Raw genomic sequence first — 22,953 nt, forward strand, 5'->3', positions numbered from 1 at the left:
CTTCTAAGCGCTTGGCCGCAGGTTCGAGTCCTGCCGGGGGCGCAAACACCCTCTGACCAGCGGAAACGCTGGTCTTTTTTCATGTTGGCCCGATGCACATCGCTTACACACCAAGCGCCTTGACCATCCACGATCGTGTACACCATGCTGCGTCAATGGCAGATGAGCGCTACAACATCGGGCCCATGGCTGCGTCATGGCTGCGTGCCCTCAAGTCCGAGAACAAGAGCGACAACACGATCCGAATCTACGGACACGCGGTCAATTCGTTCGCGTGGTTCCTGGTCGACGAGAAGGACGGCTATCAGCCGGTCGCCGACGAGGAAGGCAACCCCGGCCGGCCCGCCCCGGCCGACCTCGAGGAGGTGCACCGCGAGCACGTCCAGGCGTACATCGCGGCCACCATCAAGCGCACGAGCCCGGCCAACGCGCACCAGCACTTCCGTGCACTGAAGACGTTCTTCAACTGGCTGGTCGACGAAGAAGAGATCGACCGCACCCCGATGCGGACGATGAAGCCGCCGACGGTCACCGAGAAGGAAGTGCCTGTCATCCCCGAGGAAGACCTGGTGAAGCTCTTCAAGACGTGCAAGGGCCGGACGTACGCCGACCGGCGCGACACCGCGATCCTGATGCTGTTCCTCGACACGGGCGTCCGGCTGTCGGAACTGACCGATCGTCGGGTCGCAGACATCGACCTCGACCTGATGGTGCTTCGCGTCCTCGGCAAAGGCGACAAGTGGCGGTCCGTGCCCTTCGGCCGGACCTGCGCGACCGCACTCGACCGCTACCTGCGGGCCGCGGCCAAGCACAAGGGCAAGCCGCTCGACGACGACATGTGGCTCTGGTGGGGTGACGGCGCCCCGCACAAGGGGCACCGGCTCACGATCTGGGGTGTCGGCCAGATGCTGAAGCGGCGTTGCGCCCAGGCGCAGATCCCTGAGCTGCACCCGCACCAGTTCAGACACACGTTCGCGCACCTGTGGAAAGTGCACGGCGGGAACGAGGACGACCTGATGCGCATCACCGGGTGGAAGTCCCGGCAGATGCTGTCCCGGTATGCGGCGTCGGCCGGCGCCGAGCGGGCCCGCTCGGCGCACGCGCGACTGAGCCCCGCTGATCGTCTGTAAGGGGGGAGGGAGGAGGGCCCGGTCGGCGTCGGGCGCTCCCTCCTTCTGACCGTCTGTTCAGACGGTGGCGTGCATGACCTTGAAGCCGTCGCGAACAAGCCTGGGGATGCGGATGCACAACCAGACCATCGCGGCGGTTTCCTCTATCTGGTCAGGGTCATAGGCGGCCCTGACCAGTTCACCCTGGACGGTATGCATGACGGGCACGCCATCAGTGAGAGTGGCGCGTTCGAGATGCACGGTCACATGACCCCCCTTGTCCCACGTGTTCGAGTCCAGACAGCCTAGATTCGTACACGCGTTCGATCTGCGCGAGGCGTCGTCACTCTACGCCCCGTAGTCATATTTACGCAGCATGTATGCGGAATGAGGGGTACCAGTGAAGAGATTATGAGGGTGAAGCGGGGCTACTGGCCGGTATCGGATGCCCACTTTTCCGCCACGGCACGCTCAGGCTCGCCCGGCTCGGCGCCCAGGCGGCGCATCAGCGCGGCCGGCGCCCCGCCCTCCAGCTCTGCCTCCTCGTAGCCGATGAGCTGAAGATGGGCGGCCGCTCCAACGATCTCGCGCGGGAGGCCGAGGCCAGCGGCGATGGCGCCGACCAGCTTGGGATCGATGGTGTAGCTCTGGCCTCGCACGATCTTTCCGACGAGGCCGTTGCTGGGCTGGTAACCCGTGTCCGGGTCGATGGCCTTGCTGCAGAAGGCAGCCACACTCATCTTCTCTGGGCCGGTGTGCGTGCCCACATGCTGCTGCACCAATTCGGTCAGTGCATCCCGCCGCTGAGCCATCAGGTGCCCCTTTTCCCCCGGGTGTCCCAGAACACCCGCCGATGTGAGTAGCAAAAACGCAGGTCAGCCCGTACAACCTTTTGACCGGCGCGCCTCATTGTCCATGAATACGGATGTGGATGGTACGTCGTTCACTTCCATTGGCCGAATCTTGACATGTTCTCACGTTGTGGACATCGCTTACGCGATGTGCTTAGGTATCCACATCCACGGACGTGGATGAACGGAGATGACATGCGAGACGACCGCCTACGCCTTACCGACAGTTACCTCCTGCGCAAGCTCATGCAGCGAGCGCCCGAAGGTCCACTGAGCGTGCGAGGACTGGCCCGACTCGCCGGCATCTCCAAGACCCGCATGGACGACCTCCTGCATGACCGGTACCCGACGGTCACACCCGAGGTGGCGACCCGCATTGCGCGGGCCGTCGGCGTCCACCGTGCGGCTCTTTTTCTGCCCGACTCATCCACGTCCGTGGATGTGGATGACCGAGGAGGAACTGTTGAACACCAACGAGCGATCGATGCAGATGCGGATCGCCGCACACCTGAGCTGGGCCAAGACGACGGACCGGGCCGCCCGCACCCGGGCGGCACGCAAGAGGTCGCACCACGACCGGTTCATCGAGCAGGCCCGCGAGCTGCACCCGAACGGCACCGAGGACCAGATCGCCGCCGCGGCTGAGGCGCTGAAGAGCGCCCACTACAGGGAGCTGGCGCTGCGCTCGGCGCAGTCCCGCCGCATCCGCCGCGAGATGGCCGAGGCCGACAAGCAGAAGCGCGTCAACCAGCTGCTGAACAAGGCCGGCGCCGACCCCGCCGCCGCCTGACCCACCCCTGAACGCGCCGAAGGGCCGCCCGACTTGCCCGGCCTGGCGACCCCTACGACTCGGCACCCCGACAACGAGAGAAACGAGGTCACCGTGACCACACAGATTACCTTCCGCCCCGGCACCGCAGGCCTGATGGCCGCGCTGTCCATCGCCGAGACGCTCGCGGCCAACTCCCCCGCCGTACCGAGCAGCATTGACATCGACTCCGGCGACTTCGACCTCATCGAGGTCGAGGGCGTGTTCGAGCGGCCGATCGGCGTCACCATCTACTTCCACCGCTCGCCCGAGAACGTCCTGGCCTTCGCCGAAAAGTTCGGCGCCACCGTCGGTGAGCGGCCGCACGGCGACGAGGACACCTACACCTACGCCGACGGGGTGCTCGACGGTGTCCCGTTCCGGGCGTGGGCGCTGGAACGCGCTGCGGACAAGGCGGTGGCTGCGTGAACACGAAGCTGGTGAACACGGCGGCGGGCGTGATCCACGCCGCGATGCAGAACGGGAAGCAGACGTCCACGGAGACCGCCGCCGAATTCGAGCAGCTCCAGACCGAGGTCGCCGAGCTGAAGGAGCAGCGCGAACGGCGCCGGGTGCGCCTCGTCGCCTGCGAGGCCGACCTGATGGAGATGCGGGGCCTGCTGTCCCCGAACGGCTTCCCCCGCCGGATCCCGCCGGAGGTGGAGATCCACGAGCGGGTGGCCCCGGCTGTCGAGTGGCTGCTGAACCGGGTCGCCGAGCTGGAGGCCAAGCTCACCGAGTATGAGCGGCCGGCCGACGAGGACCCGATCGCGTTCTCCCCGACCGTTGAGGCCTCGTGCGGGCGCGCTCTGGCGACGGGCGAGCCTTGCCCGGACCACCCCGAGCCGCAGTACGCCCCGGACGTGACGCCGCAGGTGGAGAAGCTGCGGGCGCTCCTTGCCGGGCAGCGCGACGCCGTCGCCGCCGAGCCGGACGGCATCACCCGGCGGATCGCCCCCACGCAGGCCCTGCGCGTGGACACGGAGTTGGCAAGCGCCGACGAGGTGTGCCCCGGCAACGAGGTCAACGGCTACCCGGGCGTCCACTTCTTCAAGACGGGGGCGCTCACCGACTCTCCGACTCGCTGCGTGTACTGCGGTGTGGCGCGGTCGGAGACGGGGGCTATGTCGTGACCATCTTCCTGGTCATCCTCGCCGCGCTCGCGCTGTACGCCCTCGGCAGCATCGCCGTGGTGAAGGGGTGCAAGCGGTGAGCGCCGGCCGCAACCGCGGCAGCGACCAGTTCGCCACCGCCGCCCGCGAAACCACCCCCGCCCAGCGCGCCGCCGCCTCCCGCCTCGTCCTGCGGCACGCCCGCAACCGCGAGGACCTCCGCTACCTGCTCGACGTCCTCGGCCTCAACACCCAGACCAGCAAGGACAGCAGCTCATGACCGCACGCACCCTGCCCCACGACGACTACATCGAGGCCGTCACCCTCGCCCTCGACACGGCCGGCCTGCCGACCGATGACGCACGGACCGACGACTGCGAGACCCGCGGCACGTACTGCTACCTCAACGCCGTCATCGAGCTGGACCTGCACCACACCAGCCACGCGGACGCCTGGCCGCACGGCCTGCTGCTGATCTGGGAATGGCACACCGGCATCGAGGCGGAGCACGGCGAGCCCGACCGCGGCCCGGTCTGGCAGTTCGCCGAGCTGAAGGACGACGGCTCCAACGAGTACCCGACGGACCTGCCGGTGTATGGCTACGCCAGCCCGGACGCCATCGCGCAGGCCGCCCGCAAGGTCATCTCCCGCGAGATCGGCCCCGGCAGCTTCTACGGCTCCGGCCGGGCGAAGTGGGACGGCGGGGTCATCGGCGACTCGTGGGATCGCGCCGACGAGCTGGAAGCCGCGTGCGAGGCCTGGGCCTCCGACGAGACCAGCGAGTAGCCACCGACCGTCGGGCCCGCCCTACGACTCCGGGGCGGGCCCGTCCCCTCACCACCCCACACACCACAGCAGGAAGGCACCGCACCGTGGCGAAGACCAGCGGCTCAGACGACACCGGCGAGATGCTCGCCGAGCGCATCGCCGCGCTCATCGTGGACACCGCCCACAACGCGCCCCGGTCCCTGCAGAAGCGGCTCGGTCCGTCCGAGGTCGGCGACCCCTGCGAACGGCGCTTGTCGTACAAGGAACTCGACTGGCCGCGCGCCGCCGCCGAGAGCGACCCGGCCGCCAGCATCATCGGCACCGGCTTCCACACCTGGATGGAAGAGGCGTTCGAGCGGCGGAAGTCGACACTGCCCGACGGCCGGCCCCGCTACCGCATTGAAGAGCGCGTCACCGTACGCGACTCCCCGATCCCGGGCGCCGTCGTCGCCGGATCCTCCGACCTGTACGACCGGGCCACCGGCACCGTGTGGGACTGGAAGCTCGTCGGCCACACGACGCTCGACGAATACCGGCGCAAGGGCCCCGGCCCCCAATACCGCACCCAAGCCCACCTGTACGGCCTCGGCCAGGAGAACGCAGGCGAAGACCCGAAGCGCGTCGCGATCTGCTTCGTAGGCCGCTACCACGAACTCCGCGTCCACGTCTGGACCGAGCCCTACAACCGGCAAATCGCCCTCGACGCGCTCGCCCGCCTCGACCGCATCCGCGCCCGCCTCACCGCATCCGGTGACGCGAACGCCCCCTACGACCACACCTGGTGGTCCCAGATCCCCACGAGCGAACTGGCCAAGTGCCGGTTCTGCGAGTGGCACAAGCCCGGAAGCACCGACCTGTCCGTCGGCTGCCCCGGCATCCAGGCCGACCGCCCCGCGCGGCACGGCTTCGAATCCCTCATCGCATAAGCAGGAGTATCAGTGGACGCGAACAGCTTCCTCATGGGCGGCGGCGGCGCACCGACCGCCAAGTTCCCCACCCCCGGCACCGTCGTCGGCGGCCCCATCACCGAGCAGCCGACCGTCGAGCAGCAGCGGGACATCCAGACCGGCGAAAAGAAGTTCTGGTCCGACGGCAACCCGATGATGCAGATGGTCGTCACCGTCCAGACCGACCAGCGCGACCCGGCCATCGAGGACGACGACGGCAAGCGCCGCATCTTCGTCAAGGGCCAGATGAAGAACGCCGTCGCCGACGCTGTCCGCGCGACTGGCGCGCGTGGCCTCGAGGTCGGCGGCATCCTCCGCGTCCGCTACACCCACGACGGCGAGCAGAAGCAGCGCGGCTTCAACCCGCCGAAGCAGTTCGAGGCGCACTACACGCCCGCGGCCGCCGCCGAGCTGGGCGCCTGGGGCGGTGCCCCCGGCCCCGCGCAGGCACCGGCCGCCGCGCCGCCCGCTCAGTACGCCGCGCCCGCCCCGGCGCCCGCGGCCGCGCCGCCCGGCGTCAACTCGGTCACTGGCGAGATCGGCAACGGCTACGCCGCCCCGCAGCCCGGCAACGAACCCCCGTTCTAACCCCGCCAGCCCCGCCCCGCCGCCGCTGACCACCCGCGGCGGCGGGCGGCCCAACCACTGAAAGGACGCTCATGAACTCTTGGCACCACGCCCAGAGCAGCGCCCGCAAGTGGGGCGGGAGCCCCGACCTGTACCTGCCCATCCACGAGTTCATCGACAGCTCGAAGCAGATCATCGGCGACGTCCGCCACCGCTCCATGTACCACCACACCGCGGGTGTGTGGCTGTGTCAGCGAATCTTCGGCGTCACGCTCGACATCCCCAAGGGGCCCCCGGGATCGGATCGCCCTCGTACGGTCCGCGTTCCGGTCCGCCTCATCGCCGAACAGCACGTCCTCGAGGACCTCGGCTGGCTGCCGTCGCCCGCGGACTACATCGACGGCATGCCGATCGCCCCGTGGATGTCCGGCTCCCAGCGCAAGACCGTCCCGCTCTCCCATCTCCTCCTCAACCAGCCGACCGGAGACTCGAAGTGACCGACCAGCAGCGCAACTTCCTCGGCATCCCCGTCCAGGGCGACATCACCCACGGCGCGACGCGCAAGGAGCAGAAGCCGATCGAGGAACTCCAGCCGATCCTCCAGGCCGTCCTCGACGACCCGACCATCGTGGAGTTCGGGTGGCGGCAGTACACCCCGTACTTCAACGACGGCGAGCCCTGCACCTTCAGCGTCTACGGCCTCTGGGTCCGCACAGAGGACGACCAGGACGTCGTCGACGACGACGACGACTACGAGCTGGAGCTGGACGGCACACACCGCAGCCTCGGAGACGAGCCGTACCGCAAGGTCCCCACCAACGAGAACGGCAGCGGCTGGAAGTGGGAGAAGGGCCCGTACGAGGGGCCCGACAAGGCCAGGTACGACCGGTGTCACGCCCTGTGGCACGCCCTCGAAAGCGGCGCCTTCGACAACGTCCTGCTGGACACGTTCGGCGACCACGCCCGCGTCACCGTCCGCCGCGACGGCATCGAAGTCGAGTTCTACCAGCACGACTGACCCATCCCCCTGTCCGCCCGCTCGCCGCCCTTCCCCACGTCCGCGCCGTCCACGTCCACGGATGCGGACACCCCGGCGGCGGGCGGGCCCCGCACCACGAATCCCGAGGAGCGCACCACCTTGAGCACCACGCCACCGCCGGACACGCTCACCGCCGCGCTCGCCTGGCACACCGCTGGCGCGAGCGTCGTCCGGGTGGCCACCGACGGGTCGAAGCGGCCCCTCGGCGCCTGGGCGCCGTACATGCAGGAACGTGCCACCCCCGAGCAGCTGCACGTCTGGTTCGCGAGCGGGCACCCCGGCCTCGGCCTGGTCCTCGGCGAGGTCTCCGGCAACCTGGAGATGCTCGAGTTCGAGGGCCGCGCCGTCGCCGAGGGCGTCGCCAAAGAGTTCGGCGAGATCTGCGAGGCGTCCGGCCTCGGCCCCCTCTGGGACATGATCAAGCGCGGGTACTGCGAGCGCACCCCCTCCGGCGGATACCACCTCATCTACAGCGTCCTCGGCGGGCCCGTCCTGCCCAACACCAAGCTGGCCCGCCGCCCGTCCACGCCGGACGAACTCGCACAGAACCCGCAGAAGGCCAAGCCCCTCATCGAGACGCGTGGCGAGGGCGGCTTCGTCGTCGTCGCACCGAGCAGTGGCGCGTGCCACGAGACCGGCCACCCGTGGGAGTTGCTGGCCGGCGGCCCCGCCACGGTGGCCGAGATCAGCGTCGACGAGCGGGACGCCCTGTTCGCCATCGCGCGGATGCTCGACCAGATGCCGCAAGCCCCCGAGCCTGAGCCCATCCCGAGCCCGGCGGCCGCCAACGACGCGTCCGCGTTCCTCCTCGGCGGCGGCCCGGCCCTCGAGGAAGGGTTGAAGCCCGGCGACGACTACGAGCAGCGCACCGGCTGGGCCGACATCCTCAAGCCCCACGGCTGGCAGCTGCTGTTCACCTCCGGCCACACCTCCTACTGGCGGCGCCCCGGCAAGACCGTCGGCGTCTCCGCCACTACCGGCCGCGACCCGCAGCGCGACCGCCTCTACGTCTTCACCACCAGCACCGAGTTCGACGCCGAGCGGCCGTACACCAAGTTCGGCGCCTACTCGGTCCTTGAGCACGGCGGCAACCACAGCGCGGCCGCCCGCGAGCTGCGCCGCCGCGGCTACGGCTCGCCGCCCGAGCGTGCCCGGCACCTCACCGCCGTTCCGGCCCCCTCCCCGAGCCCGACCCCGGTCGCCGTTCCGGCGACCGACGGCACTGCCGCCCTGGCCGTGAACGAGCCTCCGGCCGCCGCCCCGGGCACCGTGTGGCCCGACACGTTCACCGACGACGGCAACGCCCTGCTGTTCGCCGACACGTTCAACTCCCGCCTCCGCTATGTGCCTCAGCGCGGCTCGTGGCTCACGTGGGACGGGCACCGGTGGGCGTGGGATGAGGCCGGCCGCACCGTGGAGCTCGCGCGGGCCCTGGTCCGCAACCTCGACCCGAGCGTGTTCGACGAGGACCTCCAGAAGAAGGCGCACCGGCACAAGAACAACAGCCTGAGCCGTAACAAGCTCACGTCCATGCTGGGGCTGGCCCAGTCCGACCGGCGCCTGGCTGTGCCCATGACCGCCCTGGACGCCGCGCCACGGCATCTCAACACCCCCGGCGGCATCGTGTTCCTCAGCGACGGCACGATCGCGCCGTCCGACCCGGCCGCCCTCCACACCCGCTCGACCAGCGTGGCCCCCGACCCGGCCATGCCCACCCCCCGGTGGGATGCCTTCCTCGCCGACACGTTCGGCGGCGACCAGGACCTCGTCGGCTTCGTGCAGCGGCTCGCCGGGTACTCCGCGAGCGCCGACACCGGCACGCACGTCTTCCCGTTCCTTCACGGGCCCGGCGGCAACGGCAAGTCCGTGCTGATGGACGTGCTGCGCAAGCTGCTCGGCGACTACGCCGCCCCGGCCCCGGCCGGGTTCCTCATGGTCGGCCGGCAGGAACACTCCGAGGAACTCGCCCGCCTTCAGGGCCTGCGCCTGGTCGTGGCGTCCGAGATCAACCCGGACGCTCGGTTCGACGAGGCGAAGCTGAAGGAACTCTCTGGCGGAGACACGCTCACCGCCCGGTTCATGCACCAGTCGTTCTTCGAGTTCGAGCCGACCCACCACCTGTGGCTGATGGGCAACCACCAGCCCCGCGTGAAGGCTGGCGGTGACTCGTTCTGGCGGCGCCTGCGCCTGCTGCCCTTCCAGTACAAGGTGCCGGAGGACAAGAAGATCGAGGGCCTGGCGGACATCCTCGTCGCCGAGGAAGGCCCCGGGATCCTCGCCTGGATCGTCCAGGGCGCCGTCGACCACTTCGCCCGGGGCCTGCGCGAGCCGGAGTCGGTGAAGGCCGCAACCGCCGCATACGCCGCCGAGGAAGACCACATCGGCCGGTTCCTGGAGGACTGCTGCACGACCGGCCCGGCCGCCCACATGCGCACGGAGACCGGTCGCGTCCGCGCCGCTTACGAGGCGTGGTGTCACGCCGAGGGCGAGCAGCCGATGGACGCCCGCACGTTCGGCCGGGAGTTGAAGGCCCGGGGCATCGTCCGCAAGCCGTCGTCCGGCCGGTACTTCTACGCCGGGCTCGGGCTGCTCGCCGAGGGCGACGCCGACCAGCCGCAGGGCTGGTGATCGCGATGCGAGTGCCGTTCCTGGTGCCGTTGAGTGCCGTTGCAGTGCCGTTGAAAGTGCCGTTTGCGGACCCTCGTTTCCGCAGGTCACAGGCTTTTAGTGCCGTTAGTGCCGTTGAACTCCCATATCAAGCTCACACGCGCACACGCGCGCACATGAAGCGGAGTTCTTGTGCGACTTCAACGGCACTAACGGCACTTCGATCTTCAAACCCTGGCCTGACCTGCGTGAACACCAGTGCCGTTGCAGGCGGAACCAACGGCACTCGAACAGCACTCGCAACGGCACTCGCCTGGAGTCACCGGTGAGCGGCCTGCCAGCACACGTCATCGCTGAGCGCGCCGCACGCGCCGCCGAGCTCGTGAGGAGCGAGCCCTGCCCGCGCTGCGGAGCCGAAACCCTCGTCGCCCGCACCGCCGACCGTGTCGCCGCCATCGACGTCCGCGCCGACCCAACACCCGTCGACCCGGCCGCCATCCCCGCCGGACGCCTCGCCTGGTGCCTCATCCAGCACCAGTTCGTCGGCGACCGCCTCCGCTGGCGCGACCGCTGGCACGCCAAGGCCTGCGCCCACCCCGTCCTCGTCGACCACGCATGCCCGACCCGACCCGTACAGGAGACCCTGCTGTGAGCCGTTCGAAAGCCAAGGGCACCGCCGCCGAAACCGCGGTCGTCCGCTTCCTCCGCAGCGCCGGCTTCACCCAGGCCGAGCGCCGCGCCCTCAACGGCGGCGCCGACCGCGGCGACATCGCCGGCCTGCCCGGTGTCGTCATCGAGGTGAAGAACTGCGCCCGGCAGGAACTCCCCGCCTGGGTGGCCGAGGCCGAGATCGAGCGCGACAACGACCGGGCCAGTCTCGGCGTCGTCTGGCACAAGCGACGCGGTAAGGCCGATCCCGGCGACTGGTTCGTCACCATGAGCGGCGCCCAGTTCGCCGCGCTGCTGCGGGAGCAGCAGGGCCTGCCCGCCCCGGCCGCCGAGGTGGAGCCGACGCACGAGGGGCCGGATCCGTCGCACGGCGGGCTCACCACCCACCGCGGACGCCGCGAGGACTGCATGGGCCCCGACTGCGGGCCTGTCGATGGCGGTGAGGCCGCGTGAGCGAGCAGCCCACCCTCGTCTCCGGCATCACGCCCGGCCTCACCATCCGCGCCGAGGACTACGGCGACAACCCCATCGCCGACTGGCTGTGTGCCTGCGGCCACCACGAACGCACCACCACCGCCCGCGGCGTCCAGCTGCTGGCCGCCCGCGTCCGCGTCGGCCACTGCCCGCACGGACCGAAGGGAGCCGCAGCGTGATCCCCGACGCAGTGCGCGCCGTCATCGCCTCCGTCATGACCGAACACCCCAGCGCCTCCCCCGACATGCTCGCCCGCCTGGTCGTCGCCGAGCTGCGCGACCTCGGCTGGCACATCACCGCCAAGCCCACCAGCCCACGGAGGAACTCATGAAGACCAGCCGCCTCGCAGCTTTCGGCCGCCGTACCTTCGGCGCCCGGCGCGACCTCCCGCCGGTCACCGTCAGCACGCCGCCGGCCCCCGCCGTCGGCCTCACCCCGGCCGAGAAGCAAGCCGCTGCAACCGGCTCGGTGCTCGCCGAGATCCGCGCCGAACGCAACCGCCAGGACGCCAAGTTCGGCGAGCAGAACCACCCCGACGGCACCGGCACCACTGGCTACATCGCCAAGGCCCGCGCGGCCCGCGAGAAGTGCCAGCGCGACGCCCTCAGCGCCGACGGCCCCCTGTGGTCGCTGGTCCTGCTGGAAGAGGTGTACGAGGCGCTCGCCGAGGCCGACCCCGCCCAGCTGCGCGCCGAGCTGGTCCAGGTCGCCGCCGTCGCCTGCGCTTGGATCGAGGCCATCGACCGGAGGACCCGATGACCCGTCGGCTGCTGCACGCCCTCGCCGCGCTGTACGCCCTGGTCGCCGTCGGCCTCGCACACTGCGCCGTGGTCAGCTGGCAGAACGGCAGCTGGCCGCACGCCGCGTTCTTCGCCGGCGCCGCCGTCCTGCTCGCCGTCGCGATCGTCCACCACTCCTACCAGCGCGACGAGCTCCGCTTTGCCCACGCCCGCCTCGAACGGGACGCCCGGCTGGCCTCGTTCGAGGACGGCGTTGTCGCCGTCGCCCTCGCCGCGGCCTGCTGCGAGACCTGGTGGACCAGCTGCGGCTTCCAGCACGACTCCACATGCCCTCACCGCCACCGGAGCGCAGCATGAGCGAGCCCCGCTACACCGCGAGCACCATCACCGACGAGGCCCTGGACCAGCTGTACGAGCGCGCCGAGCAAGCCGAGGCCGCCCTGCGCCTGGTCCTCGGCGTCGCTGAGGTGATCGAGGCGAACGGCATCAAGTGGGCGGCCGACTCGGTCCGCCGGGCCGCCGGTGGATGCGTGCAGTGCGGAGGGACAGGGGCCTGCAACGGCGGCCCGTGCCCGCTTCACACCGAGCCCGCCGAGCACGTCGGCAACGGGGCGAACGCCGAGGACTGCCCCGCTTGCGCCGGTACCAACCCGCCTTACCCGTTCATCTGCCCCGGCCCCAAGGAGAGCAGCGCCCCGTGAACGTCTGCGGACTGTGCGAGCAGCAGCTGGAGCACGGCTACCTGTGCCCCGGCTGCACCCGCGCCACCACCGAACGCCTCGACCGCATGCCGAAGCTGTGGGAGGCGCTCGCCGCGTTCCTCGCCCCTGGCGGCGGCGTCAGCCCGCAGTACGGCCGTACCCGGGCTGTCGAGGCGCCGCTGCCCGTCCGCGAGAACACCCTCAACCTCCGTGCGGCCGGCGGCATCGCCGGGGTGCTGGAGGACTGGCGCGCCGCCATGCAGTCCGACCGCGGCTGGGGCCCGCCCGCCATCCCGGCCGCCGTCGACCGGCGCGTGGCCGTCGCCGCCCGCGCCCTGTCGATGAACATGGACTGGATCGCCGCCGAGTGGCCAGAGGCCGGGGAGTTCGCCACCGAGATCCGCTCCCTGGAGGGCGACGTCCTGTCCATCGTCGACCCGAAGGACCCCGCCGAGGAGGGCGTGCGGCGTGGCTACTGCGTCGCCCAGTTCGAGGACGGCGAGGTGTGCGGCGCCGTCCTCCGCTCGTACCCGGGCGAAGCCACCATGACGTGCCGCTGGTGCAGCACCCAGTACGGGCCCGAGGACTACTTGATGCTCAAGCAGCTCCAACCCGCTTAGGACTCATGGACATCGCTCCAGCGATGTGCTTTGCTATCCACATCCACGGACGTGGATGACAACTGACAACGAAGGGCCGGGCAGCAGCTCGGGTGCTACCAACACCCGGCGCGCGCACCGCCCGGCCCTCCACCGAACATCCTGACGAGACCAGGAGTCGGCATGACCGATCATTTCGCGCGCGCTGGTAGCGCCGCAAGTTCCCCCGGCGACGCCCGTGACCTCCGCAACCTGCTTGAGGCCGTGGCTGACGCCCTCACTCTCCCCTACGACACCGACGACTACGAGAAGCGGCTCGTCGACCGCGCTGGCTGGGCCCTGGCCGTGATCCGCGGCGCCCTGGACGAAGACCCGGCAGACATCGGCTGGAACGCCGACTACCTGCGGTCCAGGATGGCCCCGAAGCAGGCCGCCACCGACCGCGCTGAGCCGGGTGAGGGCCGATGACCACCCGCCAACTCACCAAGGGGCAGGCCGTCGTCCTCGGCGCCGCGGCTGCCGTCATGGTCGCCGTCGGCGGCTTCGGCGCCTGGGGCACCTTCACCAACGTCCTCGCCGAGTTCGACCGGGCCGCCACGGCGGCCGGTGTGGTCGCCGCCGGCGAAGGGCTCACGCTCATCCTCGCCCTGACCATGCTCGGCCTGACGATGCTCGGGCAGGCGTCGCCCGTCTGGGTCCGCGGCGGCCTGTGGCTCGCCCCGCTCACCGCCTGCTTCACCGGCGTGACCATCGCCGACAACCTCACCGAGGCCGCCGTGTACGCGGTGACCCCGCTCGCCATGTCCGGCGCCGCCGAGGGCCTCGGCCTGATCGCCCGCCGCATCGTCATCCACACCACCGGCGTGGACGCCGAAGCGCAGCGCCGCAACGCGGACGCCGTGCAGCAGCTGGCGTACCACCAGGCCGTCGCCGCCCATCACCCCGACGAGAAGCAGCGCGCAACCGCCCTGCGGAAGTCGTGGGACCTGGCCAAGCACGTCGGCGTCGGCGATCAGATCCTCGGCGCCGACCTGGTCGAGGTGCAGCGCGTCCGCCTCCGCGACGGCGCGGATGCGGCCCTCGCCGGCATGTACGGCGGCGCCACACCGGCCGCCGTCGAGCCGCCGACTGCCCGCCCCCGGCAGACCACCGCCACCGAGGTACTGCGGGAGCGGTTCGCCGAGATGGACCCGGCCGATGCGATCCGCCTCGCGGCTGATGCGCGACCGGATGCGCCCCCGGCAGAGCTGGCCGCGATGCTCGTCGGCTACGGGGTCGTCGTGGACGCCGTTGCCGTCGCCCTGGTCCTCGGCCACAAGCCCGCCGAGTACGAGGTGCATCGACCTGATGCGGCTGATGCGCCACAGGTCAACGCCCTGCCCGCCGTCAACCTGCAAGGAGCTATCGAAGAGGCCGCATCCATCCTTGGGCCCGACGCCAAGGCCAAGGCCATCGCTGAGCATCTGGAGCGCACTCGCCGCCTCGTCGTCGATGAGCCGTACATCCGTACCGCCCTGTCGCGGGCCGCGAAAAAGCCCCAGGGCGGCAGCGGCGGCGACCAGATGCGAGGGGGATACGCGTGATGCGCTGGATCCTGATCGGTGCCCTGCTCGGCCTGCTGCTCGTCTTCCCGCAGCTGCTTGCCGTCGTCGCCGTCGTCGTCGCCGCTCTGCTGTCCCAGCCGATCCTCGTCGCGTTCGGCCTCGGCCTGGCGGCCGGCATCCGCCTGCGCACGCCGGGGAGGTGGGCGCGATGAGCGATCCACTCGCCAAGGCCGAGGCCGCCGTCACCGAGGCGGAGACCAACACCGTCGCCGTGCAGCTGGCGCTCGCCGCCGTCGAACTGGCCAAGGCTGTCCAGCAGCAGCCGCAGCACCAGGGGTGCCAGCACACCCCGCAGCAGCAGTTCAACGCCCGCAAGTGGTGGACGATCGGCGGCCTCGCCATCGTCGGCGGCTGCGTCGCCTGCGCCCTCGCCATGGCGTTCGCCGTCGCCATGATCGCCATCGCGATCGGCGGCACCTGCTCGACCGTCTGCCTGCTCGTCCTGCGCTCGATGTGGCGCGACTACAGGGGGAATTGACCATGCCCAAGTCGTCGTACACCCGCGGCGAGAAGTTCCGTCTGGCGTGGCTCGTCGCCAGGGCCGCGGAGAACTCCATGGCCGGTGACCGCAACGTCGACACGATCAATCCGAAGATCAAGCGCGAGGTGGAGCGGATCGAGGAGCGGGCCGCAGCTCGCGGCGAGGCTGAGGAGAAGGCGCTCCGCCAGCAGCTGGAACAGGCCCGCACCGCCGCGGCGACCGCCAAGGCCACCATGCGCGCCAGCCGCGGCAAGGACCGCGCCACCGCGCGCCAGCAGATGAACGAGAACGAGCGCCGCGCGCGCCGCCTCGAGGGCGAACTGCGCCGCTACCAGTAGCCACACCCCGGGGACGGCGCACCACGACCAAGCAGGGCCGTCCCCGGGGCTCCCAACTCCCCGCAAGGAGCAGGAAGCCACAGCATGTCACTCACCCTGATCAAGACACCAGAAGAGACCACCGACACGGCCACCAAGCAGCGGGAACGCCGCCGCACCCGCTACCGGCGCATCGCCCGCTCCGCCCTCCACGACGACCGCGTGCGCACCGCCAGCCGCCTCGCCGTCCGCCACGCGTCCTACATCACCGGCGGAGGACGCATCGTCGGCCGCCGAGTCTGGGACTCCCGCAGCAGCAGCCGCTACGAGCGCATGATCCGCGCCGCCGAGGCCGCCGGACTCCTCGACGAGGTCAAGGAGTGGGAGACCCGCGGCGAGCAGTTCCGCGCCGCCCGGCACCGCCGCCGCCTCGACATGCTGCAGATGATGGTCCAGGCACCCAAGGCGCTCGCCCTCGCGACCGCCACCGGCACCGGCCTGCTGCTCATGCTCGGCATCCTCATCGCCTGGGGCACCGGCGACGTCCGCGACGTCCTCACCCCCATCGAAACCGTCGTCGACCTCGTCCGCTGGCTGTCCCTCATCGCAGGGATCGTGTGGGACCCGTTCCTGTTCGCCGCCCCCTGGATCGGCCTCGCCGCCATGTGGGCCGTCGGCCAGCACCAGCACACCGCCCCCCAGTGGGCGCTGCCCGCCAGCGCCCGCAGCTTCGGCGACGCCATCACCCCGTCCATCGTCGTCGTCGCCTTCCGTGACCTGGGCATCTCCGCCCTGCGCAAGGCCATCGAGGGCATGGGCGACGTCGGCGCGGCCATGCTGTCCGGCATCAAAATCGCCGGATGCGGTGTCGAGGTCGACGTCACCCTGCCCACCGGCGTCTCAACCGAGGAGATCCAGAACCGGCGCCGCAAGCTCGCCGAGAACCTCAACCGGCACGAGCACGAGGTGTTCATCACCATCCCGCCGCAGCCCCGCACCGTGCGGCTGTGGATCGCCGACTCGGGCGCCCTCGACGAGCCCATCGGCCCCTCACCGCTCATGGCCGAAGAGGACGCCACCGCCGACTACTACACCGGCAGCGCACCGTGGGGGCAGAACTTGCGCGGCGACGCCGTCGGCGTCAGCGTCTTCCAGCGGCACATCCTCATCACCGGCCTGTCCAACCAAGGCAAAACCGCCGCCCTGCGCGCCCTCGCGCTCTGGCTCGCCCTCGACCCGACGGTGGACTTCTACATCGCCGACCTCAAGGGCGTCGGCGACTGGCGCGGCTTCCTAGGCCTGGCCCAAGTCCTCATCCAGGGCCCCACCGACGACCACGTCGCCCAGGCCACCGACATGGTCGAGTGGGGCGTCGACGAGATGCAGAAGCGCATCGCCCTGCTGGAGGAATCCGGCGCCACCGACGGCGTGACCAGGGAGATGGCCCGCACCGACCCGCGGTTCAAGCCCATCGTCCTCATCGTCGACGAGGCCCAGGTCGCCTACGGCTGCGGCGCCAAGAGCCTCGACGGCCGGCCCTACGGCGGCGCCAAGGCCACGTCCCGCTACTTCCAGGCCGTCAAGAAGATCCACGACCAGGGTCGCGCGGTGAACGTCACCATCTGGGAGGGCACTCAGGACCCCACCGACGAGAACCTGCCCAAACGGTCCCGCGAGGGCAACCACATCCGCGGCTCCCTCGTGCTGGGCACCGAGTCCCAGGCCAAGATGGCGCTCGGTGAGGCCCCCGTGGACGCCGGCGCCGCCCCGCACAAGCTCCGCCGCGGCCTGGACCGAGGCACGCTGGTCGTCGCAGGCGAGGGCATCCCGCTGGAGGCCGGCCAGTCGTCCGTCACCGTCCGCACGCACTTCATCAGCGGCGAGGACGCCGTCGTCCTCACCGACCGGGCCAAGGCCCGCCGCGAGTCCGTGGCCACCGTCCACAAGCTGGAGATCGTCGCGCCCGTCGACCACCTCGCCGACCTGGCGGCCGTCGTCGGCCGGGAGAAGCGGGTACGCACTACCGAGGTGCTGCACCGGCTCAAGGCCCGCAACCACGCCGTCTACGAGCACTGGACCGGCGCCCGCCTCAAGGCCCTGCTCGCCGAGTACGACGAGGAACCCGGCACCCTCGACGGCTACCCCGTCGTGAAGCTGGAGAGCGTCGAGCGGGCCCTCGAACGGCGCGCGGAAGAGCTCGCAGAGGCTCAGTGACCCGGCAGTGGGCAGTGACTTTCCACTTGGGAGGTCACTGCCCTGCCTCACTGGCGTTGATCAGCGCAAACGGCGATCAAGTGAGGCAGTGAGGCCGTCTCCAGGGACCCCCAAGTGCCCCCGGAAATGGCCTCCCTGGCGTCCACCACAGCCTCACTCACTGCCGCATCATGGGGGCATGGAGTCGCAGATCATCCGCCCCGGCTACCTCACCGCCCACCAGACCGCGCAGCTGCTCGGCGTCAGCCTCGGCGGGCTCCGCCTGATCGTCCACCGCGGCCAACTCAGGCGGTCTGGAGGCACCCCACGGCAGCCCTGGTACGCCGTCACCGACGTCCAGGCCCTCGACGCCGAACGCCGCCAACGCAAGGTCGCTTGACCGCAGGTCAGACAGCGTGTAACGATCTCGGTGAACAACTGTGCCCACACGAGGCACCACAGACGCACAGCGAAGCCCCAGTCACGATCCCCCGGCTGGGGCTTCCTCGTGCCTGCGCCTGATGCATGATGTCTCGTCAGCATCAACGTTCCAGGGGGGAACATGCGCACCCGCATCACCATCGCCGCCATCACGGCCGCGCTCACCATCGCCCTCGTCGGCTGCAGCAGCGACGACAGCAGCGACAAGGCCGACAGCGCCAAGAGCAGCGCACCGGCCGCCACCAACACCGCGGACAACAACGCCGCCGAGGAAGCCGCCGGCATCCCGGCTGAGCCCACCGGCAAGGCCCGGGATGGTCTGCTCGCCGTACTCTTCGACGTCAACCCCGCGCTCGTCGCGGACGAGGACAAGGCCATCGACAACGCCCGCAACCAGTGCTCCACCATCAACGGCGGCGGCAACGCCGATGCGAGCGCTCAGGCCAGGTTCTCCACCTCCGAGCACGAGGTGACCCAGGCTGAGGCTCAGGCCATCAACGCCGCGCTCAAGGCGAGCCTCTGCGCCTGACGCTCACCAGGGGGTGACGTGGCCACAGACCGCGGCGAACTCACCAGCTACGAGTACCGGCAGCTGCGCGCTCGCATCCTGCGCGAGTCCGACGTGTGCATCGTCTGTGGCCACGGCGCCGCCGACACCGCTGACCACGTCACCCCCGTCAGCAAGGGCGGCGCCCGCCTCGACCCCGACAACCTCGCGCCCATCCACGGGGTCAAGGGCTGCCCCGTCTGCCTGCGCAAGTGCAACAGCGAGAAGGGCAACCGTCCACTCGCTGAGGTGGTGCAGCTAACCACGTCGGTGGACTGGTTCGCAGGCCCCGCAGCGTTGTGAAACCGCAGATCAGAACCTTGCAATGATGATCGATCCGAGTTGATCAGATCAAGATCGACCCGAGATCCTTGATCGTTTTTAGAGAGATCATCTTCTCAACCCCGCGCCCAGCTTTTATTTTTCTCCCCCCGGGCCAATGACGCCGGATGATCATGGAAGGGGGCGTCATGGGCCCCGTCGAGGAAGCCGTGCGCAGCGACGTCGAGCAGCTCGGCGACCTGGTCGGTGTCGAGCCGTCGCTGTCCGAGCTGGCGTACACGCTGGCCGGCCGCATCGACGCCGCGGCGACCGGCCAGTGCGAGACGTGCGGGGAGCCCGTCGCCCAGGACGACAAGCTCCTCCCTCAGTTGACCCGCGAGCTACGGCAGACGCTCGCCCAGCTGTTGGAGGGGCGGGCCGCTGACGATGACGACGACCTCGGAGACCTGGGCTCCCCCGACTGAGTTCGCCGAGGATCTGTACGAGCGGTACGGGCTCACCTGCCCGCCGCGCTGGGGGACACCGCGGCATCCGGACAGGCCGTCGCTGGGGCCGAAGCTATGGAAGGTCATGGCCAAGCTCGGTGCCCCGCCGATGCCGTGGCAGAAGTACGTGTCCGACGTCGCCCTGGAGATCGACCCCGAGACGGGCCTGTTCGCGCACCGCGAGGTCGGGCTCAGCGTTTCCAGGCAGCAGGGCAAGACCGAGCTGTGCCTGGGCGCCCAGGTCCACCGCGCCCTGGCGTGGCAGCGGCAGAACATCGTCTACGCCGCGCAGACCCGTGGCATGGCGCGGCAGCGCTGGGAAGACGAGTTCTGGGAGAAGATCTCAGGCTCGGATCTCGCGAAGCGCGCCCGCATCCGGAAGTCGAACGGCAACGAGGCGATCCTGTGGCCGTCGACCCGCTCACGCATGGGCATCACCGCGAACACGGAGAAGGCCGGTCACGGCCCGCCGCTCGACCTCGGGTTCATCGACGAGGCGTTCGCGCACGAGGACGACCGCCTGGAGCAGGCGTTCAGCCCGGCCATGCTGACACGGGCCATGGCTCAGCTGTGGTGGGCGTCGGCCGGCGGCACCACCAAGTCGGTGTGGCTGAACAAGAAGCGCGAGATGGGCCGGGCGCTGATCGAGGCTCTGTTCGCCGCGCTCGCCGAGGACGCCGCGGCACAGCGGCCCCGGGCGGCCTACTTCGAGTGGTACGCCCCCGAGGACATGGACCGGGCGGACCCAGCGACCTGGCGGGCGACGCTGCCCGCGCTGGGGCACACGGTCACCGAGGCCATCATCGCCGCCGAGCTGGAGAAGATGGACCCGGCCGAGTTCGACCGGGCCTACCTGAACCGCACCCGCAAGCCGACGCCGCCCACCGACCCGAACGTGCCCAAGGGGAAGTGGCCGGGCCTGGTCGACAAGGACAGCAAGCCGGTGGCGTCCAGCGTCGCCCTGGCCATCGACGTGTCGCAGGACCGGACGCGGGCGGCGATCAGCGCGGCCTCGCTGCGTCCGGACGGCAAGGTGCACTTGGAGGTCGTGGCGTACCGGCCCGGTACGGACTGGGTGGTGCCCGCGGTGGCGCGGCTGCACAAGCTGTGGAGTCCCGTCGCCGTGGCGGTCGCCGCGTCTGGGGCGCCGGCCAGTTCGCTCATCGACGACCTTGTGGCCGCGGGCATCGACGTGCCCAAGGACAAGGACCACCCGGAGCGCGGCGACCTGGCCGTGATGCGGAGCGGCGACATCATCGAGGCCTGCGGGCAGATGGCCGACGCGATGAACCAGGGCACCGCGCGACACATCGACCAGGTGCCGCTCACCGCCGCTGTGAACGGCGCCAGGACGCGCCGCAACGGTGATGCCTGGACGCTGGACCGCACCAGTTCGCTGGTGGACATCAGCCCGTTGTGCGCGGTGACGTTCGCCCGCTGGGCGCTGCTCATTCGGGGCCCGATGGTGACGGACACCTATGACGTACTCGACTCGGTGCTGTGAGGGAGGATCGCTGTGGGTCCGACTCTTGGTCCCGATGGTGTGTGGTACTCGGGTGGCCCGCCCCCGCCGCGGAACAGCTGGCGGCGGCTGGGCGACGCCTTGGCGGCGCCGTTCCGGCGGCTGGGCGCGATCTCGAAGCGGGCGATTACGTCGCTGCCCTGGGTTGCCGGCGGCCTGCGTACAGGCGCGGTGTCGTCCTCGCGGGCGCTGGCTCTGATCCCGCTGTTCGCGTGCGTGCGGATCCTCGCTGACAGCGTCGCCTCTCTGCCGGTGCAGACGTATCGGAAGGTGGGTGCGTCACGCGAGACGCTCACGTTCGTTCCTCAGCTGCTGTTCGCGCCGGCCGCGCGGGACAACCTGTATGAGTGGCTCCACAAGGCGGTCGTCAGCCTGGCGTTGCGCGGGAACGCGTACGGGCTGATAACGCAGCGGGACGCTTTCGGTTTCCCGACGATGATCGAGTGGCTGAACCCGGATGACGTGTGGGTCGATGAGACCTCGCCCGTGATGCCGATCTTCTACTGGCAAGGCCAGATGGTGCCGCGGGAGCAGATCGTCCACATCCCTTGGGTGGTGCTGCCCGGATGCGTGGTCGGGTTGTCGCCGGTGCAGGCGTTCGCTCGGACGATCGGCGTCGGGCTGTCGGCCACCGAGTACGGGCTGTCCTGGTTCGACAACGGCGGCACTCCGCCGGCCACGATGAAGAACAGTGCGAAGACCATCACCCCACAGGAGTCCGAGGAGATCTCCAACCGGTTGTCCGCGTCGATGCGCTCGCGTAAGCCGTTGGTGTTCGGACAGGACTGGGACTTCACGGCGCTGCAGGTGACGCCAGAGGAGAGCCAGTTCATCGAGACGATGCGGCTGAACGCATCGCAGATCGCGGCGATCTACGGAGTGCCGCCGGAGATGGTCGGCGGAGACTCCGGCGGGTCGATGACCTATGCGAATGTCGAACAGAACGCCATCAACTTCGCGAACTTCACGCTGCGGCCGTGGCTGTCCCGGCTGGAGGCGAAGCTGTCGGCGCTCATGCCGGGCAAGGAGTTCGTCCGCTTCAACGTCGACGCGATGATCCGCGTGGACCTCATGACCCGCTATCAGGCGCATTCGATGGCGCTGAACGACGGATGGCGCAACCGCGACGAGATCCGTGCCCTCGAGGACCTGGCGCCGCTGCCGGACGGCCAGGGGCAGGTGTACTTGCCCGTGTCGCTGCTCGCCCAATCCACGCCCGCGTCGGATGACCCGCCGGGTGACCCAACCGAAGAGGATGAGTAGGGAGGCCCGCGGTGACTGACACCGAGCGGCGCTACACGAAGGTGCCCGCGGAGCTGCGGGCACGAGGCGACCAGCGGATGATCGGCGGCTACGCGGCCGTCTTCAACCGGCAGTCCAGCAACCTCGGCGGGTTCGTCGAGGTTGTCGACCCGGCAGCGTTCAACGCCAGCCGTGGCGACGGCTGGCCGGACGTGATCGCCCGCTACAACCACGACGACAACATGCTCCTGGGGAGCACTGGCGGCGGGACGCTGCGGCTCGCGATCGACGGGACGGGCCTGGACTACGAGGTCGACCCACCCAAGGCGCGCAACGACATCCTGGAGCTGGTACAGCGCGGCGACGTCCGCAAGAGCTCGTTCGCGTTCCGCACGATCGAGGACGAGTGGGGCACCACCGACCAGGGATTCCCGATGCGGACCCTGCTGCGGGTGCAGCTGGTCGACGTCGCCCCGGTCAACATCCCCGCCTACCCGGACAGTTCTGCCGGTCTGCGGTCGCTCGCGCGGCACGTCGGTGCGGACCTGGAAGAGGTCCGGTCGATGGCGGCTCGCGACGAGCTGCGGAAGTTCTTCCGCCGCACCGACGGCCCGTCTCCAGCGGCGCCGAAGACCCTCGGCGCGGCAGCGCGTATGCAGCTGCTCGCCCGCAAGAGCGACCCCTACGCGTAACATCGAGATCGAGGCGCGCCGGCCTAGCGGCCGGTGCCCGGCAACGGGCCGGACATGCCGATTGGAAACCCCGTCGGCACGCGTAGCACGGAGTAGCGATCAGGCGACCGCGGATTGCAGCAAGCGTCCGCCACTGACACCCGCATTCGGGTGTGG

The 22,953-nt window shown here is 70.1% G+C and carries 34 protein-coding genes and 1 pseudogene; 33 read left to right on the top strand and 2 right to left on the bottom strand.

Going from position 1 to position 22,953, the window contains the following annotated elements:
* The first annotated feature begins 155 nt into the window (after window positions 1-155).
* Window positions 156-1,130: a tyrosine-type recombinase/integrase gene (locus ACTWQJ_RS05685; RefSeq protein WP_443305507.1), complete on the top strand. Its 975-nt coding sequence runs from the start codon at window positions 156-158 to the stop codon at window positions 1,128-1,130.
* Window positions 1,131-1,187: 57 nt separating this feature from the next.
* On the opposite strand, the gene ACTWQJ_RS05690 is transcribed toward ACTWQJ_RS05685, so the two are convergent.
* Both ACTWQJ_RS05690 and ACTWQJ_RS05695 read right to left on the bottom strand, forming a co-directional pair.
* Window positions 1,188-1,376 carry a hypothetical protein gene (locus tag ACTWQJ_RS05690; RefSeq protein WP_443305508.1) on the bottom strand — a complete coding sequence of 63 codons (189 nt, stop codon included), beginning with the start codon at window positions 1,374-1,376 and terminating at the stop codon, window positions 1,188-1,190.
* 161 nt (window positions 1,377-1,537) lie between these two features.
* On the bottom strand, window positions 1,538-1,921 hold the full coding sequence (locus tag ACTWQJ_RS05695) for a hypothetical protein (RefSeq protein WP_443305509.1): 384 nt from the start codon (window positions 1,919-1,921) through the stop codon (window positions 1,538-1,540).
* Between the two features lie 234 nt (window positions 1,922-2,155).
* On the opposite strand from ACTWQJ_RS05695, the pseudogene ACTWQJ_RS05700 reads away from it, so the two are divergent.
* The 32 genes and pseudogenes from ACTWQJ_RS05700 to ACTWQJ_RS05855 all read left to right on the top strand — a co-directional run.
* Window positions 2,156-2,353 (top strand): annotated as a pseudogene (locus ACTWQJ_RS05700) (helix-turn-helix domain-containing protein); the annotation flags it as partial.
* Between the two features lie 70 nt (window positions 2,354-2,423).
* The gene (locus tag ACTWQJ_RS05705; RefSeq protein ID WP_443305565.1) at window positions 2,424-2,750 is read left to right on the top strand and encodes a hypothetical protein; all 327 of its coding nucleotides are present in this window, start codon (window positions 2,424-2,426) and stop codon (window positions 2,748-2,750) included.
* Window positions 2,751-2,843: 93 nt separating this feature from the next.
* Window positions 2,844-3,197, top strand: a complete 354-nt coding sequence (locus ACTWQJ_RS05710) for a hypothetical protein (protein WP_443305510.1) — start codon at window positions 2,844-2,846, stop codon at window positions 3,195-3,197.
* A complete protein-coding gene (locus ACTWQJ_RS05715; protein ID WP_443305511.1) occupies window positions 3,194-3,901 on the top strand; it encodes a hypothetical protein in 708 nt (235 codons plus the stop codon). Before ACTWQJ_RS05710 ends, ACTWQJ_RS05715 begins: the two co-directional genes overlap by 4 nt.
* A 76-nt stretch (window positions 3,902-3,977) precedes the next feature.
* Complete coding sequence (locus ACTWQJ_RS05720; protein WP_443305512.1) at window positions 3,978-4,160, top strand: hypothetical protein; 183 nt, start codon at window positions 3,978-3,980, stop codon at window positions 4,158-4,160.
* Window positions 4,157-4,666 carry a hypothetical protein gene (locus ACTWQJ_RS05725; protein ID WP_443305513.1) on the top strand — a complete coding sequence of 170 codons (510 nt, stop codon included), beginning with the start codon at window positions 4,157-4,159 and terminating at the stop codon, window positions 4,664-4,666. The genes ACTWQJ_RS05720 and ACTWQJ_RS05725 overlap by 4 nt, the downstream gene beginning before the upstream one ends.
* A gap of 86 nt (window positions 4,667-4,752) precedes the next feature.
* Window positions 4,753-5,574: a hypothetical protein gene (locus tag ACTWQJ_RS05730; RefSeq protein WP_443305514.1), complete on the top strand. Its 822-nt coding sequence runs from the start codon at window positions 4,753-4,755 to the stop codon at window positions 5,572-5,574.
* Window positions 5,575-5,586: 12 nt separating this feature from the next.
* On the top strand, window positions 5,587-6,183 hold the full coding sequence (locus ACTWQJ_RS05735) for a hypothetical protein (protein WP_443305515.1): 597 nt from the start codon (window positions 5,587-5,589) through the stop codon (window positions 6,181-6,183).
* Window positions 6,184-6,254: 71 nt separating this feature from the next.
* Window positions 6,255-6,659, top strand: a complete 405-nt coding sequence (locus ACTWQJ_RS05740) for a DUF6915 family protein (RefSeq protein WP_443305516.1) — start codon at window positions 6,255-6,257, stop codon at window positions 6,657-6,659.
* On the top strand, window positions 6,656-7,180 hold the full coding sequence (locus ACTWQJ_RS05745; protein WP_443305517.1) for a hypothetical protein: 525 nt from the start codon (window positions 6,656-6,658) through the stop codon (window positions 7,178-7,180). Before ACTWQJ_RS05740 ends, ACTWQJ_RS05745 begins: the two co-directional genes overlap by 4 nt.
* 120 nt (window positions 7,181-7,300) lie before the next feature.
* Window positions 7,301-9,829 carry a phage/plasmid primase, P4 family gene (locus ACTWQJ_RS05750; RefSeq protein WP_443305518.1) on the top strand — a complete coding sequence of 843 codons (2,529 nt, stop codon included), beginning with the start codon at window positions 7,301-7,303 and terminating at the stop codon, window positions 9,827-9,829.
* A gap of 304 nt (window positions 9,830-10,133) precedes the next feature.
* Entirely contained in the window at window positions 10,134-10,460 is a 327-nt protein-coding gene (locus tag ACTWQJ_RS05755; RefSeq protein ID WP_443305519.1) for a hypothetical protein, read from the top strand.
* Complete coding sequence (locus ACTWQJ_RS05760; RefSeq protein WP_443305520.1) at window positions 10,457-10,930, top strand: hypothetical protein; 474 nt, start codon at window positions 10,457-10,459, stop codon at window positions 10,928-10,930. Before ACTWQJ_RS05755 ends, ACTWQJ_RS05760 begins: the two co-directional genes overlap by 4 nt.
* The gene (locus tag ACTWQJ_RS05765) at window positions 10,927-11,130 is read left to right on the top strand and encodes a hypothetical protein (RefSeq protein WP_443305521.1); all 204 of its coding nucleotides are present in this window, start codon (window positions 10,927-10,929) and stop codon (window positions 11,128-11,130) included. Before ACTWQJ_RS05760 ends, ACTWQJ_RS05765 begins: the two co-directional genes overlap by 4 nt.
* Window positions 11,127-11,282, top strand: coding sequence for a hypothetical protein (locus tag ACTWQJ_RS05770; protein WP_443305522.1), 156 nt, complete (start codon window positions 11,127-11,129; stop codon window positions 11,280-11,282). Before ACTWQJ_RS05765 ends, ACTWQJ_RS05770 begins: the two co-directional genes overlap by 4 nt.
* Window positions 11,279-11,710: an NUDIX hydrolase gene (locus ACTWQJ_RS05775; RefSeq protein ID WP_443305523.1), complete on the top strand. Its 432-nt coding sequence runs from the start codon at window positions 11,279-11,281 to the stop codon at window positions 11,708-11,710. The genes ACTWQJ_RS05770 and ACTWQJ_RS05775 overlap by 4 nt, the downstream gene beginning before the upstream one ends.
* On the top strand, window positions 11,707-12,048 hold the full coding sequence (locus tag ACTWQJ_RS05780) for a hypothetical protein (RefSeq protein ID WP_443305524.1): 342 nt from the start codon (window positions 11,707-11,709) through the stop codon (window positions 12,046-12,048). The genes ACTWQJ_RS05775 and ACTWQJ_RS05780 overlap by 4 nt, the downstream gene beginning before the upstream one ends.
* Window positions 12,045-12,392 (top strand): hypothetical protein, encoded by a 348-nt coding sequence (locus ACTWQJ_RS05785; protein WP_443305525.1) that lies wholly within the window; start codon window positions 12,045-12,047, stop codon window positions 12,390-12,392. Before ACTWQJ_RS05780 ends, ACTWQJ_RS05785 begins: the two co-directional genes overlap by 4 nt.
* The gene (locus ACTWQJ_RS05790; RefSeq protein ID WP_443305527.1) at window positions 12,389-13,012 is read left to right on the top strand and encodes a hypothetical protein; all 624 of its coding nucleotides are present in this window, start codon (window positions 12,389-12,391) and stop codon (window positions 13,010-13,012) included. The genes ACTWQJ_RS05785 and ACTWQJ_RS05790 overlap by 4 nt, the downstream gene beginning before the upstream one ends.
* A gap of 162 nt (window positions 13,013-13,174) precedes the next feature.
* Entirely contained in the window at window positions 13,175-13,459 is a 285-nt protein-coding gene (locus ACTWQJ_RS05795; protein ID WP_443305528.1) for a hypothetical protein, read from the top strand.
* Window positions 13,456-14,574: a hypothetical protein gene (locus ACTWQJ_RS05800; RefSeq protein ID WP_443305529.1), complete on the top strand. Its 1,119-nt coding sequence runs from the start codon at window positions 13,456-13,458 to the stop codon at window positions 14,572-14,574. Before ACTWQJ_RS05795 ends, ACTWQJ_RS05800 begins: the two co-directional genes overlap by 4 nt.
* Entirely contained in the window at window positions 14,571-14,747 is a 177-nt protein-coding gene (locus tag ACTWQJ_RS05805) for a hypothetical protein (RefSeq protein WP_443305566.1), read from the top strand. Before ACTWQJ_RS05800 ends, ACTWQJ_RS05805 begins: the two co-directional genes overlap by 4 nt.
* The gene (locus ACTWQJ_RS05810; protein WP_443305530.1) at window positions 14,744-15,073 is read left to right on the top strand and encodes a hypothetical protein; all 330 of its coding nucleotides are present in this window, start codon (window positions 14,744-14,746) and stop codon (window positions 15,071-15,073) included. Before ACTWQJ_RS05805 ends, ACTWQJ_RS05810 begins: the two co-directional genes overlap by 4 nt.
* A 2-nt stretch (window positions 15,074-15,075) precedes the next feature.
* Window positions 15,076-15,414 (top strand): DUF6257 family protein, encoded by a 339-nt coding sequence (locus tag ACTWQJ_RS05815; protein WP_443305531.1) that lies wholly within the window; start codon window positions 15,076-15,078, stop codon window positions 15,412-15,414.
* 84 nt (window positions 15,415-15,498) lie between these two features.
* Window positions 15,499-17,607, top strand: a complete 2,109-nt coding sequence (locus ACTWQJ_RS05820; protein ID WP_443305532.1) for an FtsK/SpoIIIE domain-containing protein — start codon at window positions 15,499-15,501, stop codon at window positions 17,605-17,607.
* A 178-nt stretch (window positions 17,608-17,785) separates the two neighbouring features.
* Entirely contained in the window at window positions 17,786-17,986 is a 201-nt protein-coding gene (locus tag ACTWQJ_RS05825; RefSeq protein ID WP_443305533.1) for a hypothetical protein, read from the top strand.
* A gap of 162 nt (window positions 17,987-18,148) precedes the next feature.
* Window positions 18,149-18,556 carry a hypothetical protein gene (locus tag ACTWQJ_RS05830; RefSeq protein ID WP_443305534.1) on the top strand — a complete coding sequence of 136 codons (408 nt, stop codon included), beginning with the start codon at window positions 18,149-18,151 and terminating at the stop codon, window positions 18,554-18,556.
* Between the two features lie 18 nt (window positions 18,557-18,574).
* Window positions 18,575-18,877, top strand: a complete 303-nt coding sequence (locus ACTWQJ_RS05835; protein ID WP_443305535.1) for an HNH endonuclease — start codon at window positions 18,575-18,577, stop codon at window positions 18,875-18,877.
* 146 nt (window positions 18,878-19,023) lie between these two features.
* The gene (locus ACTWQJ_RS05840) at window positions 19,024-19,320 is read left to right on the top strand and encodes a hypothetical protein (RefSeq protein WP_443305536.1); all 297 of its coding nucleotides are present in this window, start codon (window positions 19,024-19,026) and stop codon (window positions 19,318-19,320) included.
* Window positions 19,283-20,845 carry a terminase large subunit domain-containing protein gene (locus tag ACTWQJ_RS05845; protein ID WP_443305537.1) on the top strand — a complete coding sequence of 521 codons (1,563 nt, stop codon included), beginning with the start codon at window positions 19,283-19,285 and terminating at the stop codon, window positions 20,843-20,845. The genes ACTWQJ_RS05840 and ACTWQJ_RS05845 overlap by 38 nt, the downstream gene beginning before the upstream one ends.
* A gap of 99 nt (window positions 20,846-20,944) precedes the next feature.
* A complete protein-coding gene (locus ACTWQJ_RS05850) occupies window positions 20,945-22,126 on the top strand; it encodes a phage portal protein (protein WP_443305538.1) in 1,182 nt (393 codons plus the stop codon).
* A gap of 11 nt (window positions 22,127-22,137) precedes the next feature.
* On the top strand, window positions 22,138-22,797 hold the full coding sequence (locus ACTWQJ_RS05855) for an HK97 family phage prohead protease (RefSeq protein WP_443305539.1): 660 nt from the start codon (window positions 22,138-22,140) through the stop codon (window positions 22,795-22,797).
* The last annotated feature ends 156 nt before the right edge of the window (window positions 22,798-22,953 follow it).

Origin of the sequence: Streptomyces sp. KR55 (genome assembly GCF_052245645.1) — a bacterium.
GTDB classification, from domain to species: domain Bacteria; phylum Actinomycetota; class Actinomycetes; order Streptomycetales; family Streptomycetaceae; genus Streptomyces; species Streptomyces flavusporus.